This window comes from Burkholderia sp. AU17457 (genome assembly GCF_002223255.1).
In the GTDB taxonomy this organism is placed as follows: Bacteria; Pseudomonadota; Gammaproteobacteria; order Burkholderiales; family Burkholderiaceae; genus Burkholderia; species Burkholderia sola.
Map to the genome: position 1 here is coordinate 1,129,085 of NZ_NKFB01000008.1, position 19,927 is coordinate 1,149,011.

General features: G+C 68.0%; 15 protein-coding genes and 1 pseudogene. 9 read left to right on the forward strand and 7 right to left on the reverse strand.

Annotated elements, in window-relative coordinates; all coding sequences use genetic code 11:
* Positions 1–45 precede the first annotated feature (45 nt).
* On the reverse strand, positions 46–1,008 hold the full coding sequence (locus tag CFB49_RS35060) for a LysR substrate-binding domain-containing protein (protein ID WP_089493672.1): 963 nt from the start codon (positions 1,006–1,008) through the stop codon (positions 46–48).
* Positions 1,009–1,065: 57 nt separating this feature from the next.
* Between CFB49_RS35060 and CFB49_RS35065 the strand changes: the two genes are divergently transcribed.
* The 3 genes from CFB49_RS35065 (at position 1,066) to CFB49_RS35075 (ending at position 4,075) form a co-directional block, all read left to right on the forward strand.
* Positions 1,066–1,965, forward strand: coding sequence for a DMT family transporter (locus CFB49_RS35065; RefSeq protein ID WP_089493673.1), 900 nt, complete (start codon positions 1,066–1,068; stop codon positions 1,963–1,965).
* A gap of 565 nt (positions 1,966–2,530) precedes the next feature.
* Positions 2,531–3,685, forward strand: coding sequence for a branched-chain amino acid ABC transporter substrate-binding protein (locus CFB49_RS35070; protein WP_069619725.1), 1,155 nt, complete (start codon positions 2,531–2,533; stop codon positions 3,683–3,685).
* An 87-nt stretch (positions 3,686–3,772) separates the two neighbouring features.
* Positions 3,773–4,075 carry a DNA-binding protein gene (locus tag CFB49_RS35075; RefSeq protein WP_089493674.1) on the forward strand — a complete coding sequence of 101 codons (303 nt, stop codon included), beginning with the start codon at positions 3,773–3,775 and terminating at the stop codon, positions 4,073–4,075.
* A 95-nt stretch (positions 4,076–4,170) separates the two neighbouring features.
* Here CFB49_RS35075 and ydiJ read toward each other — a convergent pair whose 3' ends face one another.
* Positions 4,171–7,218, reverse strand: coding sequence for a D-2-hydroxyglutarate dehydrogenase YdiJ (gene ydiJ, locus CFB49_RS37230; protein WP_089493675.1), 3,048 nt, complete (start codon positions 7,216–7,218; stop codon positions 4,171–4,173).
* Positions 7,219–7,371: 153 nt separating this feature from the next.
* On the opposite strand from ydiJ, the gene CFB49_RS35085 reads away from it, so the two are divergent.
* Positions 7,372–8,262, forward strand: coding sequence for a LysR substrate-binding domain-containing protein (locus tag CFB49_RS35085; RefSeq protein ID WP_089493676.1), 891 nt, complete (start codon positions 7,372–7,374; stop codon positions 8,260–8,262).
* Positions 8,263–8,283: 21 nt separating this feature from the next.
* On the opposite strand, the gene CFB49_RS35090 is transcribed toward CFB49_RS35085, so the two are convergent.
* On the reverse strand, positions 8,284–9,132 hold the full coding sequence (locus tag CFB49_RS35090) for a LysR substrate-binding domain-containing protein (protein WP_069619721.1): 849 nt from the start codon (positions 9,130–9,132) through the stop codon (positions 8,284–8,286).
* Positions 9,133–9,243: 111 nt separating this feature from the next.
* Between CFB49_RS35090 and CFB49_RS35095 the strand changes: the two are divergent.
* A pseudogene (locus CFB49_RS35095) lies at positions 9,244–9,891 on the forward strand (LysE family translocator).
* Between the two features lie 60 nt (positions 9,892–9,951).
* Here the strand turns inward: CFB49_RS35095 and sfnG are convergent.
* Together sfnG and msuE are read right to left on the reverse strand one after the other, a co-directional pair.
* Positions 9,952–11,055, reverse strand: a complete 1,104-nt coding sequence (sfnG, locus tag CFB49_RS35100; protein WP_069619720.1) for a dimethylsulfone monooxygenase SfnG — start codon at positions 11,053–11,055, stop codon at positions 9,952–9,954.
* A 37-nt stretch (positions 11,056–11,092) separates the two neighbouring features.
* On the reverse strand, positions 11,093–11,653 hold the full coding sequence (gene msuE / locus CFB49_RS35105; RefSeq protein WP_089493762.1) for an FMN reductase: 561 nt from the start codon (positions 11,651–11,653) through the stop codon (positions 11,093–11,095).
* A 453-nt stretch (positions 11,654–12,106) separates the two neighbouring features.
* Here msuE and CFB49_RS35115 point away from each other — a divergent pair, with 453 nt between their 5' ends.
* Both CFB49_RS35115 and dhaL read left to right on the forward strand, forming a co-directional pair.
* Positions 12,107–13,234: a sigma-54 interaction domain-containing protein gene (locus tag CFB49_RS35115; RefSeq protein ID WP_089493677.1), complete on the forward strand. Its 1,128-nt coding sequence runs from the start codon at positions 12,107–12,109 to the stop codon at positions 13,232–13,234.
* A 249-nt stretch (positions 13,235–13,483) separates the two neighbouring features.
* On the forward strand, positions 13,484–15,184 hold the full coding sequence (dhaL, locus tag CFB49_RS35120) for a dihydroxyacetone kinase subunit DhaL (RefSeq protein WP_089493678.1): 1,701 nt from the start codon (positions 13,484–13,486) through the stop codon (positions 15,182–15,184).
* Positions 15,185–15,203: 19 nt separating this feature from the next.
* Here the strand turns inward: dhaL and CFB49_RS35125 are convergent, their stop codons facing one another.
* Complete coding sequence (locus CFB49_RS35125; protein ID WP_069619716.1) at positions 15,204–15,491, reverse strand: DUF1330 domain-containing protein; 288 nt, start codon at positions 15,489–15,491, stop codon at positions 15,204–15,206.
* 263 nt (positions 15,492–15,754) lie between these two features.
* Between CFB49_RS35125 and CFB49_RS35130 the strand changes: the two genes are divergently transcribed.
* Positions 15,755–17,137 (forward strand): MFS transporter, encoded by a 1,383-nt coding sequence (locus CFB49_RS35130; protein ID WP_089493679.1) that lies wholly within the window; start codon positions 15,755–15,757, stop codon positions 17,135–17,137.
* Positions 17,138–17,439: 302 nt separating this feature from the next.
* A complete protein-coding gene (locus CFB49_RS35135; RefSeq protein ID WP_089493680.1) occupies positions 17,440–18,372 on the forward strand; it encodes an MBL fold metallo-hydrolase in 933 nt (310 codons plus the stop codon).
* A gap of 140 nt (positions 18,373–18,512) precedes the next feature.
* Here CFB49_RS35135 and CFB49_RS35140 read toward each other — a convergent pair whose 3' ends face one another.
* Positions 18,513–19,907 carry an aspartate aminotransferase family protein gene (locus CFB49_RS35140; protein ID WP_089493681.1) on the reverse strand — a complete coding sequence of 465 codons (1,395 nt, stop codon included), beginning with the start codon at positions 19,905–19,907 and terminating at the stop codon, positions 18,513–18,515.
* Between the last annotated feature and the right edge of the window lie 20 nt (positions 19,908–19,927).

Consider the following 19,927-nt stretch of genomic DNA (forward strand, 5'->3'; position numbering starts at 1 on the left):
ACACGGGTGCCGAAGCGCTCGCCTGCGCGAACCGCCGGGTGCGCGCTACCGCAGCGCCTTCACCATCCGCTCCATCAACGCGAGGACCTCCGGCCGATTCTCGCCCTTCGCATGCACGAAGTGATAGCTGAGCAGCGAATCGACCTCGTGACGGCTCACGCGCACGAGCGCGCTACGCTGCAGATACGCATCAGCAAGCGGCGTGCGCGCAAGCGCCACGCCCAGCCCCGCTTCGGCCGCCGCGAGCACGAGGTTGTAATCCTCGAACCGGCGATCGTGCGCCCGCGGCTTGAACGGAATGCCGAGCGCATCGAACCACGTGCGCCAGCCGGTCACGTCGGAATCGTGCAGCAACGGCATGTCGAGCAGCGCGGCGTCGCCCGTTGCGCGGCGCATTCTGGCCAGTTGCGCGGCGAGCCGCGGATGGGCGATCGGATACAGCCGTTCCGGCATGAATGGCCGCGTGTCGAGCTGACGCCAGTTGCCGCGCCCGTACCGGATCGACAGATCGGCTTCGCCGCCGGCGATATCCACGTTGCGCAGCTCGATACCGAGCTCGATGCGCAACGCGGGCGCTTCACACTCCAGCGCCTGCTGCCGCTCCAGCAGCCAGAGCTGCGCGAACGCAGGCACCACGCTCATCCGGACCAGCCGCGGCGTGCGCGGCGAGCGCCACTGATCGGCCGCGCTGTCGATGATCGCGAACGCCTGCTCGATCCGCCCGACGAAGCGCTGCCCGTCCGGCGTCAGGCGCACGCCGCGCGCATGCCGTTCGAACAGCGCCATCCCGAGCCAGTTTTCCACGGCGGCCACCCGTCGGCTGATCGCGCCGTGCGTGACGCCGGAGGCGTCGGCGGCCGCGAGAAACGAACCCTCGCGCGCCACCGTGCAGACCGTCTCCAGGCTCGCGAGCGGCGGCCGCGGGGCCGGCATCGGTGCGGCGGCCACCGGGCGCACCGGCGCCGGACCGTCGGCCCGCCGTGCCCGCGAGCTGTGAGCCATAGTCATATCCGGGTATTGATCTGTGCGCTAGCTTAGCATCTCGCGACGCCGCACCATGGCTGCATGAATACGCTTTCGTCACCGACGTCGCGCCGCGCGCGACAACCGCTCGTCGCGGCAGCGGCGGTCGCGTTCACGATCGTCTCGTGGGCGTCCGCGTTCCCGTTCATCCGGATCGGCCTGCACGGCCTCGCGCCGCTGCAGCTCGCGGCCGCGCGCTTCGCGACCGCCGCGTTGCTCGTGATCGCGTGGCTCGCATGGCGGCGGCCGCCGCTGCCGACGAAAGTCGACGCGTGGCGCTTTCTCGCATGCGGCCTGCTCGGCATCGCACTCTACAACGCGCTGCTCAATACCGGCGAACAGACGGTGTCGGCCGGCGCGGCGAGCTTCATCGTGAACACGCTGCCGATCTTCACCGCGTTGCTGGCCGCCGTGTTTCTGCGCGAGCGCTTCAATCGCTGGGGCTGGCTCGGATCGCTGGTCAGCCTGGCCGGCATCGCGGTGATCGCACGAGGGCAGCCCGGCGGCCTTGTCCTCGGCTCGGGGAGCACGCTGATCCTCGCCGCGGCGCTGTGTTCGGCCAGCTATTTCGTATTGCAGCGGCGGCTGATTCCCGTGTACGGCGCGCTGCCGTGCACCGCGTACACGCTGCTGGCCGGTGCGGTGCTGCTCGCGCCGTGGCTGCCCGGCGCGCTCGTATCGCTCGGCGGCGGGTCGCGCGACACGGCGTTGGCCGTCGTCGTACTCGGCGTCTTTCCCGCCGCGCTCGGTTACGCGACCTGGACCTTCGCGCTCGGCTACTTCGGCGCGGCGCGCGCGGCCAGCTTTCTCTACCTGACGCCGGCGGTCGCGACCCTCCTGTCGGTGGTGCTGACGGGCGAGCGGCCTAGCATCGCGACGGTGTGCGGCGGCCTGCTGGCGATTGCGGGGGTCGTGGTCGTCGCATTGCGCGGACGGTCGTAGCGGCGAGCATGCAGCGATGTGCGTGGCCGACGCGACGCCGGGCCCAAGACGCCCCGCGCTTTGCCGATCTGAATGGACGGTTCGGTCCGTGCAATCGGCACCCATTCATCGATGCCGCCAAACTCGACCGTTAGTTGCATAACGACGGCAATCGACGTCGATGAATCATGACCATGAAACCGGATACGCGAGGCGCAATCGACCAAACTGTGCAGACAAATCGACCGAACAGTTCCCGATTGACCGCCAGCCAGTGTCCATGGCTTCGCCGTGGCGACCGGCCGAATAATGGATGCGGCCGTCAGGCTGATGACAGCGAACCGCAATCCGCGGGCCGCGACGGCCCGCTGTACGGTGCGCCGCAGCGCACAGAAGCGGGTTCCGATATATTCATACGAATTGCATGGCGTCGGGGTGCCCGTCCGCTCGCCCGGGCGGCCGGTCATCCGGCCGGACGCCATGCAAGCGACGCCCGTGACGGGTGGCAAAAATCGTCGGATCGCGCCCGGCCCCCAGCCGGCCGGTCGAGACGTCAATAGAAAGACATTCAATTCGGAGATGGCAGATGGAACGAAGCACTGTCGGCATGCGCTGCAAACCCCTGATCACCGTTGCACTGGCTGCCGCCGCGTTCGCGGCCGCGTCGAGCGCGATGGCCGACCAGGTCGTGAAGATCGGCAGCGTCGAACCGACGACGGGTGGCATTTCGCACCTCGGCAAGGACAATGAAAACGGCGCACGCCTCGCGGTCGAGGAAATCAATGCGAAGGGCCTGACGATCGGCGGCAAGAAGATCACGCTGCAACTCGACGCGCAGGATGACGCGGCCGACCCGCGCCAGGCGACGCAGGTGGCGCAGAAGCTCGTCGACGACAAGGTCGTGGCCGTCATCGGCCACCTGAACTCGGGCACGTCGATTCCGGCGTCGAAGATCTACAGCGACGCGGGCATCGTGCAGATCTCGCCGTCGGCCACGAACCCGACCTACACGCAGCAAGGCTTCAAGACGACCTACCGCGTGGTCGCGACCGACGCGCAGCAGGGTCCGGCGCTCGCGAGCTATGCGCAATCGAAGGGCGTGAAGAGCGTCGCGGTGATCGACGATTCGACCGCGTACGGCCAGGGCCTCGCGAACGAGTTCGAGAAGAAGGCGAAGGCGCTCGGCCTGAAGGTGCTGTCGCACGACGCGACCAACGACAAGGCGGTCGACTTCCGCGCGATCCTGACGAAGATCAAGGGCGAGAACCCCGACGCGATCATGTACGGCGGCATGGACGCCACCGGCGGCCCGCTCGCGAAGCAGGCGAAGCAGCTCGGCCTGCGCGCGAAGATCCTCTCCGGCGACGGCGTGTGCACCGACTCGCTGGCCCAACTGGCCGGCCCGGCGGCCGACAACGTGCTCTGCTCGCAGGCCGGCGCGGCGCTCGAGAAGATGCCGGGCGGCGCGGATTTCCTCGCGAAGTACCAGAAGCGTTTCAACCAGGGCATCAAGTTCGACGCGCCGTTCGCGTATGACGCGGTCTACATCGCGGTCGACGCGATGAAGCGCGCGAACTCCACCGACCCGGCGAAGATCCTCGCGGCGATGCCCGCGACGAAGTACGACGGCGTGATCGGCACGACGACGTTCGACGCGAAGGGCGACCTGACGCACGGGATCATCTCGATCTACGGCTACAAGAGCGGCAAGAAGACCTTCCTCGACCAGGTGAAGATGTAACCCGACGCGGCGCCGGCACGACGGGAACGCCACTCGTCGGCGCCGGCGCCGCGCGGGCCGATTTCAGAGTCACGGAGACGAAGCATCATGTGTGCAATGGCGTATGCGGAATTCCAACAGGAGTTGAAGAAGGCGCAGTTGACGGCGCGCGAGTTCGCCCGCCTGATCCGGATGAACGAAAGTTCGATCACCAACTATTCGAGCAAGGGCACCGTCCCTTCCCACCTCGCGGTCATCGCGAAACTGATCGGCACGCTGGCCGCGCACGAGATCGATTTCCGGCGCGTGATCCGGCAAATGCGGATCGAGCCGAAACGGCCCCGCGGCGGCGGCGTGTTTCCCGCGGCCGAAAAACCGCATTCGCGGAAAGCGGCGAAAGCCGACGCCTGACCAGCGCCGGCGAAGGTCGACAGCGGCACGGGGATGGCCGCTCGACACGCGATCGACGCCCCGTTACCGGCCGTGCGCCCCGCACCGCCCTGTCGTCATCCCACCGCCCGCACGTGATCGAGCAGCGCCTGCAACGGGTGGCGCACCTGCTTCGCCGACAGGCGCTTCACCTGGCTGCGACACGAATACCCGGTCGCCAGCACCTCGCCTTCCGCGTCCGCCCCATCGACGTGCGCGGCCCACGACTGCGCATAAATCGTCTTCGACGTCGCGAGATTGCGCGCCTCGTGTCCGTACGTACCCGACATCCCGCAGCACCCGGCCGCCTGAACCTGCAAGCGCAGCCCACGACGCGCGAACACCTGCGCCCATTGCTTGCCGCTGTCCGGCGCATTGGTCTTCTCGGTGCAGTGCGGCAGCAACCGATACGAAACCGTCGCCCCGCCCGCACCGGCTTCCGGCAGTGCATCCAGCAGCCATTCCTGCGGCAGCGCGACCTTCGGCACATCGGCGAGCCCCGTCACCTTCAGGTACTCCTGCCGATACGTGAGCGTCATCGCCGGATCGAGGCCGACCAGCGCGACACCCGAGCGCGCCAGCGCGGCCAGTTGCGTCGCGTTGCGGATCGCGGCCTGTTCGAATGCGCGAAGAAACCCCTGCACGTGCAGCGCCTTGCCGTTCGGCGCGAGCGGCGCGAGCCACACCTGAAAGCCCAGGCGCGCCGCCAGCTCGATCAGCGTCGCCAGTTGCTCGGTATCGAAATAGCGCGTGAACGTGTCCTGCACGATGACGACGCTGCGCGCGCGCTGCGCATCGCTCAGCGCGGCGAGCGCATGCGCATCGGCCGGCTTCACGCGCCACGCGCGGATCACGGCCGCGAGATCGAAGCGGCTCAGCAGCGGGCTGTCGACCATGCCGACGTGGCGCTCGAGCAGCGTCCGCACCCAGCCGGCGCCCATCAGCCCGTTGTACAGCGCCGGCACGCGCGCCATCCACGGCATCGTGTATTCGAGCGAGCCGATCAGGTAGTCGCGCAGCGGCCGCAGATAACGCCGGTGATACAGCTCGAGAAAGCGCGAGCGAAACTCGGGCACGTTGACCTTGACCGGGCACTGCCCCGCGCACGACTTGCATGCGAGGCATCCGGCCATCGCGTCGTACACCTCGTGCGAGAAATCCGCGTCGCCGTCGCGGACGTTGCGGCTGTTGCGCCAGCGCTCGGCCAGCCCGCGCAGGAACGGCTGCCGCGTGCGCGCCGCCGCGACGACGTCGACACCGGCCTGCCCTTGCAGACGCAACCATTCCCGCATCAGCGACGCACGCCCCTTCGGCGACTGCACGCGTTCGCGCGTGGCCTTCCACGACGGGCACATCGCGTCGTCTGGATCGAAGTTGTAGCACGCGCCGTTGCCGTTGCAATGCATTGCGGTGCCGTAGCTTTGCCACACGCGCTCGTCGATCTGACGATCGTGATCGCCGCGCGTCGGCACCTCGTCGATCTTCAGCAGTCGCAGCGTCGAGTCCGGCGGCGTCGCGATCTTGCCCGGGTTGAACTGGTTGTGCGGATCGAACGCGGCCTTCAGTTGCTGCAGCGACGGATACAGCTCGCCGAAAAACGCCGGCGCATATTCGGAGCGCACGCCCTTGCCGTGCTCGCCCCATAAAAGGCCACCATGCCGCTGCGTGAGTTCGGCCACCGCGTCCGACACGGGCCGCACCAGCGCCGCCTGCTTCGGGTCCTTCATGTCGAGCGCCGGGCGCACGTGCAGCACGCCCGCGTCGACGTGGCCGAACATCCCGTACTGCAGCCCGTGGCCGTCGAGCAGCGCGCGGAATTCGGCGATGTACGCGGCGAGGTTCTCGGGCGGCACCGCGGTATCCTCGACGAACGGCTGCGGACGCGCCTCGCCCTGCACGTTGCCGAGCAGCCCGACCGCACGCTTGCGCATCGCATACACGCGCTTCACCGCATCGTCGCCGGCCGCGAGCGTGTGGCCGAGACGCGCCACGCTCGTATCGGTGCGCAGATGCTCGACGAACGCACGCACGCGCGCATCGACGTCGTGTTCGTCGTCGCCGCTGAATTCGATCAGGTTGATGCCGAGCGTCGGACGCGCGTCGTCCTGCGGGAAATACTCGGCCACGCTGCTCCACACGAAGTCCTTCATCGCGAGCATCAGCACCTTCGAGTCGACCGTCTCGATCGACAGCGGCTTGAGTTCGAGCAGCGCGCGTGCGTCGCGCAGCGCGTCCATGAAGCCCGCGTAACGCACGTTGACCAGTACCGAGAACTTCGGGATCGGCAGCACGTTGAGCTTCGCCTCGACGACGAAGCCGAGCGAGCCTTCCGCACCGCACAGCACGCTGTTCAGGTTGAAGCGGCCGTCCGCTTCGCGCAGGTGCGCGAGGTCGTAGCCGGTCAGGCAGCGGTTGAGCTTCGGAAACTTCGCGTCGATCAGCGCGGCCTTGTCGTCGCTGATCCGCCTCGCGGTGCGATACACCTTGCCGACGCGGTCCTGCCGCGCGCAGCGGCGTTCCAGTTCTTCATCGTCGAGCGCGTCGCTGTGCAGCCGCTCGCCGCCCATCAGCACGAAATCGAGTTCGAGCACGTGGTCGCGCGTCTTGCCGTACGTGCAGCTGCCCTGCCCGCTCGCGTCGGTGTTGATCATCCCGCCGACGGTCGCGCGGTTCGACGTCGACAGCTCCGGCGCGAAGAAGAGCCCGTGCGGCTTCAGCGCCGCATTGAGCTGATCCTTGACGACGCCCGCCTCGACGCGCACCCGACGCCGCGCGACGTCGATTTCGAGGATCCGGTTCATGTTCCGCGACAGGTCGACGATGATGCCGTCGGTCAGCGACTGCCCGTTGGTGCCGGTGCCGCCGCCGCGCGCGGCGACCGCGACGTCGCGGTGCGCGGGCTCGGCCAGCAGCCGGGCCAGCAGCTGGACGTCTTCCGCATGCGCGGGGCAGACCACCGCCTGCGGCAGGCGCTGATAGATCGAGTTGTCGGTCGCCTGCACGGTCCGGTTCGCGTGGTCCGCATGGATTTCCCCGGCGAAGCCGGCCGCCCGCAGCGCGGCGAGAAAGTCGCGGTAAACGTTCACGGACGGGCTGGCGGGACGGGGCAACGGGACGATCGACATGGGGTAAAAACGCAATGTAGGTGGAGCCGACCGGTTCGCGCGCGCCAAAACATGATTTTTTGGCAAGTTTCCGCACAACCGGGAATTCCAGTATCTTTGGATATCCCGCCAGAAACAAACGAATTCTCATCCGGCAAAACTTGCATAAAACTCATGAATTACCGCCGCCTCACCCCGTCGATGTCGCTGTTGCTCGTATTCGAGGCCGCCGCGCGACATGAAAGCTATACGCGCGCGGCCGACGAGCTGTCGCTGAGCCAGAGCGCGGTCAGCCGGCAGGTGCAGACGCTCGAGGATCAGCTCGGCGTGCCGCTGTTCCGGCGCGAGGGCCGCTCGGTCAAGCTGACCGAAGTCGGCCGCCGCTACTTCGCCGAGCTGAGCGGCGCGCTCGGGCGCATTCGCGGCGCGACGCTGCAGGCGATGTCGCACCAGGCGGGCGCCGGCTCGCTGCGGCTGGCCACCCTGCCGACCTTCGGCTCGAAATGGCTGCTGCCGCACCTGCACGGCTTCTACGCCGCACATCCGGGCGTGACCGTGCACCTGCATTCACGGATCGGGGCGATCGATTTCCTCAACGACGACCTCGATGCGGCGATCACCGTCGGCGCGGGCGACTGGCCGGGCCTGCACGCGCACCGGCTGTACAACGAGTTCCTGGTCGCGATCGCGCCGCCCGATACCGGCCGCGGCCGCAAGGCCGACGCGCGCACGCCGGCCTGGGCCGCGAAGCAGACGCTGCTGGGCGTGACGAGCAATCAGCAGGCCTGGGCCGAGTGGTTCTCGCACTATCGGCTCGACCATCGCCAGATGCGCGTCGGCCCGAGCTTCGAGCTGACTTCGCACCTGATCCAGGCCGTGCGAGCGGGAATGGGGATCGGGCTGGTGCCGAAGGTGCTCGTGGAAGATGAATTGAGCCGCGGCGAGCTCGTGTCGATCGGCGACGCGATTACCAGCCAGCGCAGCTATTACCTCGTCTACCCGCCGGGCAACGACACGCTGCCGTCGCTGGTCGCCTTTCGCGAATGGCTGTTGACGTCGTGCTGACGCGCAGACCGTAGGCGGGCCTCAGGCTCGCCATTCGCCCAAAATCTGCTCGGCGAGGTAGTCGCACGGCGGCCGCGCGGAGTGCGCGCTGCGCGCGAGCACGACCTCGAGTTCGCCGAGCGACGGGAGCCCGTGGCTCTCCGACAGCTGCAACAGGTGATCGGGCACGCAGCAGCGCGCAAGCGGCGCGATGGCGAGGCCGGCCTCGACCATGCTGAGCAGCCCGAGAAAGCTCGGGCTTTCATACGACATCCGGAACGGAATCTTCCGCCGGTTCAGCGCCTTGATCGCATGATCGCGCGCCATGCTGCCGTGCGAGAACAGCGCGACCGGCAGCGGCCGCTCTTCCCACACGTTCCGTTTCGCCGATCCCGTCCATACGATCGGCTCGAGCCGGATCAGCTCGCCGGACACGCCCTTGACGCGGGTCAGGCACGCGAGGTCGACCGTGTTGTCCTTCAGCATCGGCACGAGCGCGCTGCTCGGCTGGCCGATCACGCGCACTTCCACGCGCGGATGCATCGCGGCGAACTTGCCGAGCACCTGGGGCAACAGCGACGAGATGTAATCGTCGGGCACGCCGATCGTCACGCGGCCGCGGATCTCCGGGCGCACGACCGACGCCCATGCCTCGTCGCGCATCGCGAGCATCCGGCGGCCGTAGTCGGCCAGCATCCTGCCGTCGTCGGTCGCCGTCACGTTGCGCGTGTCGCGGATGAACAGCGGCTTGCCGAGCGCGTCTTCCAGCGTCTTGATCTGCATGCTCACCGCCGACGGCGACCGGTGCACGATCTGCGCGCCCTGCGCGAACGATCCGGATTCCGCGACGGCCACCACCATCGCGAGCACGTCGAGGTCGAGCTTCTTCATGTCGATTCAGAAAAACTGATCAATCGGTTCAGTTTATCCCGTTTTACTGTTCGCCTCCAGCGCCGGACAATGAACCTCGTCAGCACTCACTCGATGCAGGAAGCGGAAAACATGCACACGTCCGGATCGCTCTACGGGTTTCTCGTCATCGGCGGCATGCTCGCGGTCACGCCGGGGCCGAATATGGTCTACGTGATGTCGCGCTCGATCGCGCAAGGGCGGGCGGCCGGCCTCGTCTCGCTCGCCGGCGTGATGCTCGGCTACCTGTTCTACATGTTCGCCGCGGCGTTCGGCATCACGACGCTGTTCATGAGCGTGCCCTACGCAGGCAGCGTGCTGGGCGCGGTCGGGGCGACCTATCTGCTGTACCTCGCCTGGCAGGCTGTGCGGCCGGGCGGCCGCTCGCCGTTCGAGGTGAAGACGCTGCCGAACTAGCAGCCGCTGCGGCTGCTCGCGATGGGCGCGACGACCAGCGTGCTGAACCCGAAGCTCGCGATGCTGTTCGTGTCGCTGCTGCCGCAGTTCATCGACTACCGGCAAGGCAGCGTGTTCGGCCAGTCGCTGTTTCTCGGCTCGCTGCTGATTGCCGCGTTCGCGTCGGCCAACGGGATGGTCGCGATTTGTTCGAGCAACCTCGCGAAATTCCTGCACGGCCGCCCGATGTTGCTGCTCGCGCAGCGCTGGGCGATGGGCGCGGTGCTCGGCGGCCTCGGCGTGGAGATGATGATCGAGGCGTCGAAGTCGGCGGGCATCGCGTAAGCGTCGTGCCGCCGCGCGGGCCCGCACGATCGCGGGCGGCGCGCCGGGGGCGGGTCGGCGTCACGCGGCGATGGCCTGCCGCTGCGCCTCAAGTTCGCGCACGAGCGGCAGCACCCGTTTGCCGAAGTATTCGACCTCCTCGATGAAATGCAGGAATCCCGCGAGCACGAGATCGACGCCGATCGCCTTCAGCGCGACGATGCGCTCGGCGATCTGCCGGGGCGTGCCGATCAGGTTCGTGCGGAAGCCGTCGTTGTACTGCACGAGATCCTCGAACGTCGATTTCGCCCAGTTGCCCTCGCCTTCGGGCGACGCCTTGCCGGCCTGCTTCACCGCATCGCCGAACGCGTGCACGGCCTCGACGTGCGCATGCCGGATGATGTCGTCGAGCACGGCCTTCGCCTCTTCCTCGGTGTCGCGCGCGATCACGAACGCATTGACGCCGATCCGCACGCGATGATTGTTCGCGGCCGCCTTCGCGCGGATGTCGTCGATCTGCGCCTTCAGGTTCTCCGGCGTATTGCCGTTCGTGAAATACCAGTCCGACACGCTCGCCGCGTTGTCGCGCGCCGCGCGCGAGCTGCCGCCCTGGAAGATTTCCGGATGCGGCTTCTGCACCGGCTTCGGGCTCAGCGTGTAATCGTTGAAGCGGTAGAAGTCCCCCTTGAACGTGAAGTTGTCCTGCGTCCAGATGCCCTTCAGTGCCTGGATGAATTCCTTCGAGCGCCGATAGCGCTCGTCGTGCTCGAGCCACGGCTCGCCGATCGCGGTGAATTCGCCCTTGAACCAGCCGCTCACGACGTTGATCGCGATGCGCCCGTTCGAGATGTGGTCGATCGTCGCGAGTTGCTTCGCGACCACGGCCGGATGCCACGGCCCCGGCAGGATCGCGGCGAGCACCTTGAGCTTCGTCGTCGCATGCAGCAGCGCCTGGCTGAACGACACCGACTCGTGCTGGTATTCGGCGCCGTAGCCGGCCGTGAAGCGGATCTGGCTCAGCGCGTAGTCGAAGCCGGCCGCCTCTGCCGTGCGCGCGAGTGTCTGGTTGTATTCGAGGCTCCAGTCGGTGCGCTGCTCGATCGTGCTGACGACGAGGCCGCCGCTGACGTTCGGCACCCAGTACGCGAATTTGACGCCGTCGGCGGAAGGGTCGGGAAGGCTCATGAAGGTGTCCTGGTCGAAGGGGAAATGAAAAAGCGGCTTACGCGGCCGCGGCGGAGAGCGCGTGCGGGCGCAGTTGCGGCACCGCACGCGCCACGGCGAGCGCGATGCGCTCGCGCAACGCCGGGTTCGCGATCTGGTACTGATCGAAATCGCTTTCGGACGCATACACGCCGATCGGCAGCGTGCGTGCCTGGAAGAAGCTGAACAGCGGGCGCAGTTGATGATCGATCACGAGCGCATGACGCTCGCTGCCGCCGGTCGCGGCGAGCAGCACGGGCACGTCGACGAGCGCGTCGTGGCGCACGAGGTCGAACAGGTGCTTGAAGAGGCCCGTGTACGACGCGCGATATACCGGGCTCGCGACGACGAGCGCGTCTGCCGTCTCGATCGCGCGGATCAGCGCATCGAGATCGGCCGGCACCTGCGCGCGCGTGAGCGCGCCGGCCAGTCGGCTGCCGATCTCGCCGAGTTCGATCAGCCGCGTATCGATCGGCAGCGCGGCGCCGAGCGCCGTGACGATCGCGTCGGTCAGCGCCAGCGTGCGCGACGGCCGCTGCAGGCTGCCCGATATCGCGACGACGTTGAGGGTGTGGCTCATGCGATGCGTTCCCATGGTGGAGCCGCGTGCAATGCGGCGATACCGGTTCGGGTCAGCAAGGAGCGTGCCACCGGGACGGATGCATCGTGGAAAGGTCGTCTGCATCACGAAGTTTCTCGCCATCGACCGCCGGAAATGGTGTTCGGCCTAATGCGCGACAGTGGCAAGTGTTCCGTCCCGCGCGTCACATCGATATTCCGCCACGCGATGAACACCGTGCAGCAGGCCTGCTGATGCGCTGCTGATCAGGCAGCAGCGCATCGCACGCGATAGCGCCGAATTCGACGACAAGGCGTCACGACACCGCCGCTCGTCCGCGCCGTTGCGGGTTCCGCAGCAATCGCGCTTTGGTTATCAGAAATCGATGCTTTTCGCGCGCGGCGAAACGTTCAACACTCTGCTGACCACGCAGCAGCCGGCCCGCATTGCCCGGCCATCCAACGGTTCATCGCCATGACTTCCATTTCCGCATCGCCGCGCCCGCTCAATCTTCGAGTCGTCACCGCTTCCCGCAACCCGGCCCGGCTTCAGGCCGCGGCGCCCGTGCTCGCGCAGCCCGAGCGTCACACGCTGTCCCGCGCGCACGCGCACGTGTTCGCCGATCCGCGCTCGCTTGCGCTGCTCGAACAGGTTCGCCGCGTCGCGCCGAGCGACGCGAACGTGCTGATCGTCGGCGAGACGGGCACCGGCAAGGAACTGATCGCGCGCCACGTGCATGAGTTCGGCGCCCGGCGCGACGGGCCGTTCGTCGCGGTGAACTGCGGCGCATTCTCCGAAACGCTCGTCGACAGCGAATTGTTCGGTCACGAGAAAGGCGCGTTTACCGGCGCATTCAGCGCGAAGCCCGGCTGGTTCGAAGCCGCGCACGGCGGCACGCTGTTTCTCGACGAAATCGGCGACCTGCCGCTCGCGATGCAGGTCAAGCTGCTGCGCGTGCTGCAGGAGCGCGAGGTCGTGCGGCTCGGTTCGCGCACGGGGATTCCGGTCGACGTGCGCGTGGTCGCGGCGACCAACGTCGACTTGCAGCAGGCGGTCGCGGCCGGCCATTTTCGCGGCGACCTGTTCTACCGGCTCAACGTCGTGCAGCTCGCGGTCCCGCCGCTGCGCGACCGCCCGGGCGACATCCTGCCGCTCGCGCGCCATTTCTTCGACATTTACCGCGACCGGCTCGGCGGCGGCCCGCGCCGCATCGATCCGCGCGCCGAGCGCCGGCTCGAGGCGCACGGCTGGCCCGGCAATATCCGCGAACTGGAGAACGTGATCCATCACGCGCTGCTCGTGAGCCGCCACGATGCGCTGCAGGACACCGACCTGCACATCGCGTCGCCATGCCTGCCGGCCGTTGTCGCGCCCGCAGCGGCGTCGTCCGCCGACGCACAGGCGGCGCTCGAACACGCGCTGCGGGATCTGTTCGACGACGGGCACGGCAACCTGTTCGAACGTATCGAGGACACGGTCATACGTGTCGCATTCGAATTCAGCCATCGCAACCAGATCCGGGCCGCGCAGTTGCTCGGCATCAGCCGCAACGTGCTGCGTGCGCGGCTGATTCGCGCGAAGGTCATTACCGCGCTGAAATAGCGGCACGCGAGCACCGTCGCTGCGCCCCGGCACCATGACGCCATCGCGCCGCGATCCGCGCCGCAACATCCGAACCTGATGTATCGTGGCGCGAAGCGTACGCTTCGTTGCCCGCCCCGCATCCGGTCGCCCGTGACGCGACCTCCCGCGACCGGCAACAGCTCACGCACGATCCTCCGCAACACGAAAGCCGTCCGGCGCCCGTGCGCGTCCGGCCGAGCCCCGTTCACCCGTCCGGAATCCGTCGCCATGAAAAAGCTTGTGAACCGCCCGTCCGACGTCGTGCGAGAAATGCTGGAAGGCATCGCGCGGCAATCGCCGCATCTCGCGATCCTCGGCGACGAGCACGTGCTCGTCCGCCAGCCGCTACCCGAGCCGTCGCAGCGGCCGGTCGCGATCCTGTCCGGCGGCGGCAGCGGCCACGAGCCCGCGCACGGCGGCTATGTCGGCGAAGGGATGCTGAGCGCGGCCGTGTGCGGCGAAGTGTTCACGTCGCCGTCGACCGACGCCATACTCGCCGCGATCCGCGCGAGCGCCGGCCCGAACGGCGCGCTGCTGATCGTGAAGAACTACACCGGCGACCGGCTCAATTTCGGGCTCGCCGCCGAGCTCGCGCGCGCGGAAGGCATTCCGGTCGAAACCGTCATCGTCGCCGACGACGTATCGCTGCGCGGCCGCGTCGAGCGCGGCCAGCGGCGGGGGATCGCCGGCACCGTGCTGATCCACAAGCTCGCGGGCGCTGCCGCCGCGCGCGGGCTGCCGCTTGCCCGCGTCGCGAGCATCGCGCGCGACGCGGCGGCCGAGCTCGGCACGATGGGCGTCGCGCTCGACGGCTGCACGATCCCGGGCGCCGACAAGTCGGGATTCAGCCTCGCCGATCACGAAATCGAGCTCGGCCTCGGCATCCACGGCGAGAAAGGCGTCGAGCGCCGCGCGCCGTTGCCGGCCGACGCGCTGGCGGACACGCTGCTGTCGAGCATCGTCGCCGATCTCGTGCTCGACCGCGACGAACGCGTCGCGCTGTTCGTCAACGGCCTCGGCGCGACGCCGGAGATGGAACTCGCGATCGTGCTGCGCGCCGCGTTCGACAACCTGAGCCGGCGCGGCATCGTCGTCGCGCGCGCGTGGGCCGGCACGTTCCTGTCCGCGCTGAACATGCCGGGCTGCTCGATCTCGGTGCTGCGGCTGAACGACGAACGTGCGGCGCTGCTCGACGCGCCGACGCAGGCGCGCGCATGGCCCGGCGGCGGCATCGTCAACACGCAGATTCGCGTGGCCGCGGCCGCGTCGCAGGACGCGCCGCCGCCGCCGCTCGATGCGGCCGGCCGCGCATGGGCCGCGCGCCTGCAACCGGCGCTGCACGCAGTGGCGCAGACGCTGATCGATCACGAGCAGACGTTGACGGATCTCGATGCGGCAGCGGGCGACGGCGATCTCGGCGCGAGTATGCGCCGCGCCGCGCAGGCGATCCTCGAACTACCCGACACCGCGTACGGCACGCCGTCCGGCGCGCTCGCGGCGCTCGGCGCCGCATTGCGCCGCGCGATCGCCGGCAGTTCCGGGCCGTTCTATGCGACCGCGCTGCTGCGCGCGTCGCGCCGGCTGGCCGATATCGCCGAGCCGTCGCCGCGCGACTGGGCCGCGGCGTTCCGCGCCGCGGTGGATTCGATCGGCGAACTCGGCGGCGCGCAGGCGGGCGACCGGACGATGCTCGATGCGCTGGTGCCGGCCGTCGACGCATTCGGCCGCGCGCTCGACGGCGATCGCGATCCCGCGAGCGCATGGGCGGCGGCCGTCGACGCGGCAGAGCGAGGCGCGGAGGACACGGCGCGCATGACGCCGCGCGCGGGACGGGCCAGCTATCTCGGCGAGCGCGCGATCGGCACGCCGGATGGCGGTGCGGTGGCCGTGTCGTACTGGCTGCGCGCGCTGCTGCCGCACATGCGGTAACGGGCGCGCGCGGCCGCGTTCAGACGCCTTCGACCAGCACCGCGCGATAGCGGGCGCCCTTGAACCGGTGCTGGACGACCGCCTGGTATTCGGGGCCGTGATACCACGCGTGCGCGGCCTCCTTCGACGGGAACTCGACGATCACGACACCTTCCGGGCCTTCACCCTCGAGGATTTCCTGCTGCCCATATGCGGCAAGCACCTTCACCGGATGGCCGGCAAGGGTCGCGCCGACCTGGCTCGAGTAGAGGTCGAGCTCATGCTGGTCCTGCGTGCTTTCCCGTGTAAAGACGATGTAGGTCGCCACGATATGCGCTCCTGATCAAGGTTGAAAAAAGGGACGCCACGCGCGGCACAGTCCGAGAAATCCCGCGTGGCAGCGCGCAGCTTACCGCCGATCGCCGGGCGGCGCCGCGCCGAGCCGGCCACGGCCTCCGCGGGCCGCCCGCCACGGCGCGGGAAAACCCCGATCTCCACATCGTCCTATGACATCGGGTGTCGCTAATTGGCGGGATTACTTTGATCCTCGTCGGCGCCCGCCCGGGCGCACGCTGATAGCGAGGACCCCTCATGCGATACGTGCCATCGTGGACTTCCGTTTCCGCCGCCGCGTCCGTTCCGGACGAGACGGCTTCCCGCGGCGACGAGCCGCACAGCCTGCCGCGGGTCGCGATCGCGGCCGCCGCCCTCGGCAATGCGACCGAATGGTTCGATTACGGCATTTACGCGTACGGCCTCGCGTACATTTCCGCCGCGCTGTTTCCGGGCAACACGGCCAGCGCGACGCTGTTCGCGCTCGGCACGTTCGCGATTTCGTTCCTGATCCGCCCGCTCGGCGGCCTGTTCTGGGGGCCGCTCGGCGACCGGCTCGGCCGCAAGCGCGTGCTCGCGCTGACCGTCCTGACGATGTCGGGCGCCACGCTGCTCGTCGGCGTGCTGCCGAGCTATGCGACGGCCGGCTGGCTCGCCCCGGCCGCACTGATCGTGCTGCGCATGGTGCAGGGTTTCTCGACCGGCGGCGAATACGGCGGTGCGGCCACCTTCATTGCCGAATACGCGCCCGATTCGCGGCGCGGCCTGTGCGGCAGCTTCCTCGAATTCGCGACGCTCGCCGGCTTCTCGCTCGGCGCGTTCCTGATGCTCGGCTTCGCGCTGCTGCTCGGCGATTCGGCGATGCATGCGTGGGGCTGGCGTCTGCCGTTCCTGGTCGCCGCGCCGCTCGGCCTGATCGGCTTCTACCTGCGCTCGCGCCTCGAGGAAACGCCGGTGTTCCGCGAGCTCGAGGAACAGGCGCACCGCCGCGAGAAAAGCGTCGTCGCCGCGCTGCCGATCCGGCTGCTGCTGGTGCGCTATGCGAAGCCGCTGCTGCTCCTCGGCGGGCTCGTCGTCGCATTGAACGTCGTCAACTACGTGCTGCTCGCGTACATGCCGACCTACATGCACAAGGAACTCGGCGTCAGCGAGAACATGTCGCTGCTGATTCCGCTGATCGGTATGCTCGCGATGATGGTGCTGCTGCCGTTCGCCGGCTGGCTGTCGGACCGCGTCGGTCGCAAGACGATGTGGTGGTTCTCGCTCGTCGGGCTGTTCGTCGCGGCCGTGCCGATGTTCACGCTGATGACGCATGGTCCGCTCGGCGCGTTAATCGGCTTCGCGGTGCTCGGCGTGCTGTACGTGCCGCAGCTTGCCACCATTTCCGCGATGTTCCCGGCGATGTTCCCGACCCACGTCCGGTATGCGGGCATGGCGATCGCGTACAACGTGTCGACGTCGCTGTTCGGCGGCACCGCGCCGATCGTCAACGACTGGCTGATCGGCAAGACCGGCAACGCGCTGATTCCCGCCTACTACATGATGGCCGCGTGCGCGGTCGGGTTGGTCGCGCTGCTGGCGGTGATCGAGACGCGCGGGTGTTCGCTGCGCGGCGACACCCTTCCCGGCCAGCCGGGCTGACCTGTGCGCCGGCCGCGCCGGCTTCTCATAAACGGCATCCATTACATCGCCCGCCGTCCGGTAACGGACGGTGGGCGATGTGCGTTTCGGGCGGCTGAAGCCGCCGCCGGATTGTTGTCGTCCGGGCAACACGATGTGCGCACGTGCGGCGCTGTCGGCATGTGTCGGCCGTCACTACAATCGCTGACACGCTCGACCGGAATCCGGACGAACCGAAGCGCGCGCCATTCACGATCGCGCTCGCGAACCGCTCTGCGCCGCGCAGTGCGGATTACCTCACTCGACGAACAGGATTACTGAACATGAACGCACCCATCCGCAACGTCCAGCCGGTCATCGAACCCCTGGGCAACGAAGCTTCGGGCGAGCTCGTTCCGTCCCGCTACGCCGTACGCATCGGCGATGTCGATGTCGTGCTGATCAGCGACGGCGTGCTGCCGCTGCCGACTTCCACCATGTCCACCAATGTAAGCGAAGCGGATCGCAACGCATGGTTCGACGGCCGTTTCCTGCAACGCGACATGTTCGACTGGGCGCTCAACATCGCGCTCGTGCGCAGCGCCGATCGCGTGATCCTGATCGACTCGGGCGTGGGCGACGGCTTCGAATACTTCACGCGTGCCGGGCGCTCGGTGATGCGCCTGGAATCGGCCGGCATCGACCTGGCTGCGATCACCGATATCGTGATCACGCACATGCACATGGATCACGTGGGCGGGCTGAACGTCGACGGCGTCAAGGCGAAGCTGCGCCCGGACGTACGCATTCACGTATCGGCCGCCGAAGTGGCGTTCTGGAAAAATCCGGACTTCAGCAAGACGGTGATGCCGGAAACCGTTCCGCCCGCGCTGCGCAAGGCGGCCGCGAAGTTCGTGGAACTCTATGGCGAAAACATCGTGCCGTTCGACCGGACCGTGGAAGTCGCCGCGGGCGTGTCGGCGCGGGTCACGGGCGGCCATACGCCGGGCCACTGCGTGGTCGACATCGCATCGAACGGGGAAAAGCTGACGTTCGCGGGCGACGCGATTTTCGAAGTCAACTTCGACAATCCCGACTGGCAAAACGGCTTCGAGCACGATCCGGACGCGGCGGTCGACGTGCGTATCGCACTGTTCAACGAAGCCGCCGACACCGGCGCGCTGCTGGCCGCGGCCCATGTCGCGTTCCCGTCCATCGGGCATGTTGCGCGGCACGGCGACGGGTTCCGCTTCGTTCCGGTCGTGTGGGATTACTGAGTGACGGCCGATAGCCGACGCGCGCCGTCGGCGATGCCCTGACGGTTTCCCCCAAACCGTACCGGCAAAGAAACGCCGCCGCACTTGCATGCGGCGGCGTCACCTCACGCGCCGAAGCGCGCATCAGGACCGCTTGAAAATCACGCGACAGCCGAAAGATTCCGCTCCGCGACCTCATCCACCGCATCCTTCACGATGCCGACGATCTCGTCGGCTTCCTCGCGCGTCATCACGAGCGGCGGCGCAAACCCGAGAATGTCGCCGTGCGGCATCGCCCGCGCGATCACGCCACGCTGCAACGCGGCAGCCGACACCTGCGCGCCGATCTTCAGCGCGGGATCAAACGGCGTGCGCGCATCCTTGTCCGCCATGAACTCGAGCGCGGCCAGCATGCCGACGCTGCGCACCTCGCCGACGAGCGGATGCGCGCCGAATGCATCGCGCAGCTTCGCGCCGAAATACGCGCCCACGTCCGCAGCGTTGCCGACCAAGTTCTCGCGCTCCAGGATCGCGAGGTTCGCGAGCGCGGCGGCCGCGCATACCGGATGCCCGGAGTACGTCCACCCGTGCCCCATCGGCCCGTGTTCCTGCGAGCCGCGCGCGATCACGTCCCACACCTTCTCGCCGACGATCACGCCCGACAGCGGCGCATACGCGCTCGTCAGTCCCTTCGCGACCGTGATCAGGTCGGGCTCGATCCCGAAGTGCTGCGCGCCCATCTTCGAGCCGAGACGCCCGAACCCGCACACGACTTCGTCGGAGATCAGCAGGATGTCGTGCTTGCGCAGCACGGCCTGGATCGCGGGCCAGTAGCCGGCCGGCGGTTCGATGATGCCGCCCGTGCCCATCACCGGCTCCGCGATGAACGCGGCGACCGTGTCGGCGCCCTCGCGCGCGATCAGCTGCTCGAGTGCGTCGGCGCAGTACGCGACGAACTGCGCTTCGTTCATGCCGGCCGGCGCCCTGCGATACCAGTGCGGACACACCGTATGCTTCACGCGGTCGATCGGCAGGTCGAAATGCTGGTGGAAGCTCGGCAGGCCCGTGAGGCTGCCGGTCACGATGCCGGAGCCGTGATAGCCGCGCTCGCGCGAGATGATCTTCTTCTTGTTCGGGCGGCCGAGCACGTTGTTGTAGTACCAGACGATCTTGACCTGCGTCTCGTTCGCATCGGAACCCGACATCCCGTAATAGACCTTCTTCATCCCCGCCGGCGACCAGTCGATGATGCGCGACGACAGCTCGATGATCGCGTCCGACGCGTGACCGACGTACGTGTGGTAGTACGCGAGCTGCTTCGCCTGCTCGTACATCGCGTCGGCCACCTCGGTACGGCCGTAGCCGATGTTCACGCAGTAGAGTCCGGCGAACGCGTCGATATAGCGCTTGCCCTGGTGATCCTCGATGCGGATGCCTTCGCCGCCGCGCACGATCTTGCCCGGCAGCGCGCCGGTCTCGTGGTCGTACGCGTGCGTCGACGGGTGCATGAAGTGGGCGCGGTCCTCGCGCAGCAGTGCGTCGATGGATTTTTGCATGATGTGCTCCTTTGAATGGG

Bases quoted from the DNA above. Each gene is read 5' to 3' on its own strand.
- CFB49_RS35130 (WP_089493679.1), top strand. From the start codon at position 15,755: ATGCGATACGTGCCATCGTGGACTTCCGTTTCCGCCGCCGCGTCCGTT.
- dhaL (WP_089493678.1), top strand. From the start codon at position 13,484: ATGAAAAAGCTTGTGAACCGCCCGTCCGACGTCGTGCGAGAAATGCTG.
- CFB49_RS35075 (WP_089493674.1), top strand. From the start codon at position 3,773: ATGTGTGCAATGGCGTATGCGGAATTCCAACAGGAGTTGAAGAAGGCG.
- ydiJ (WP_089493675.1), bottom strand. From the start codon at position 7,218: ATGTCGATCGTCCCGTTGCCCCGTCCCGCCAGCCCGTCCGTGAACGTT.
- CFB49_RS35140 (WP_089493681.1), bottom strand. From the start codon at position 19,907: ATGCAAAAATCCATCGACGCACTGCTGCGCGAGGACCGCGCCCACTTC.
- msuE (WP_089493762.1), bottom strand. From the start codon at position 11,653: ATGAGCCACACCCTCAACGTCGTCGCGATATCGGGCAGCCTGCAGCGG.
- CFB49_RS35070 (WP_069619725.1), top strand. From the start codon at position 2,531: ATGGAACGAAGCACTGTCGGCATGCGCTGCAAACCCCTGATCACCGTT.
- CFB49_RS35065 (WP_089493673.1), top strand. From the start codon at position 1,066: ATGAATACGCTTTCGTCACCGACGTCGCGCCGCGCGCGACAACCGCTC.
- sfnG (WP_069619720.1), bottom strand. From the start codon at position 11,055: ATGAGCCTTCCCGACCCTTCCGCCGACGGCGTCAAATTCGCGTACTGG.
- CFB49_RS35060 (WP_089493672.1), bottom strand. From the start codon at position 1,008: ATGACTATGGCTCACAGCTCGCGGGCACGGCGGGCCGACGGTCCGGCG.
- CFB49_RS35115 (WP_089493677.1), top strand. From the start codon at position 12,107: ATGACTTCCATTTCCGCATCGCCGCGCCCGCTCAATCTTCGAGTCGTC.
- CFB49_RS35135 (WP_089493680.1), top strand. From the start codon at position 17,440: ATGAACGCACCCATCCGCAACGTCCAGCCGGTCATCGAACCCCTGGGC.
- CFB49_RS35085 (WP_089493676.1), top strand. From the start codon at position 7,372: ATGAATTACCGCCGCCTCACCCCGTCGATGTCGCTGTTGCTCGTATTC.
- CFB49_RS35090 (WP_069619721.1), bottom strand. From the start codon at position 9,132: ATGAAGAAGCTCGACCTCGACGTGCTCGCGATGGTGGTGGCCGTCGCG.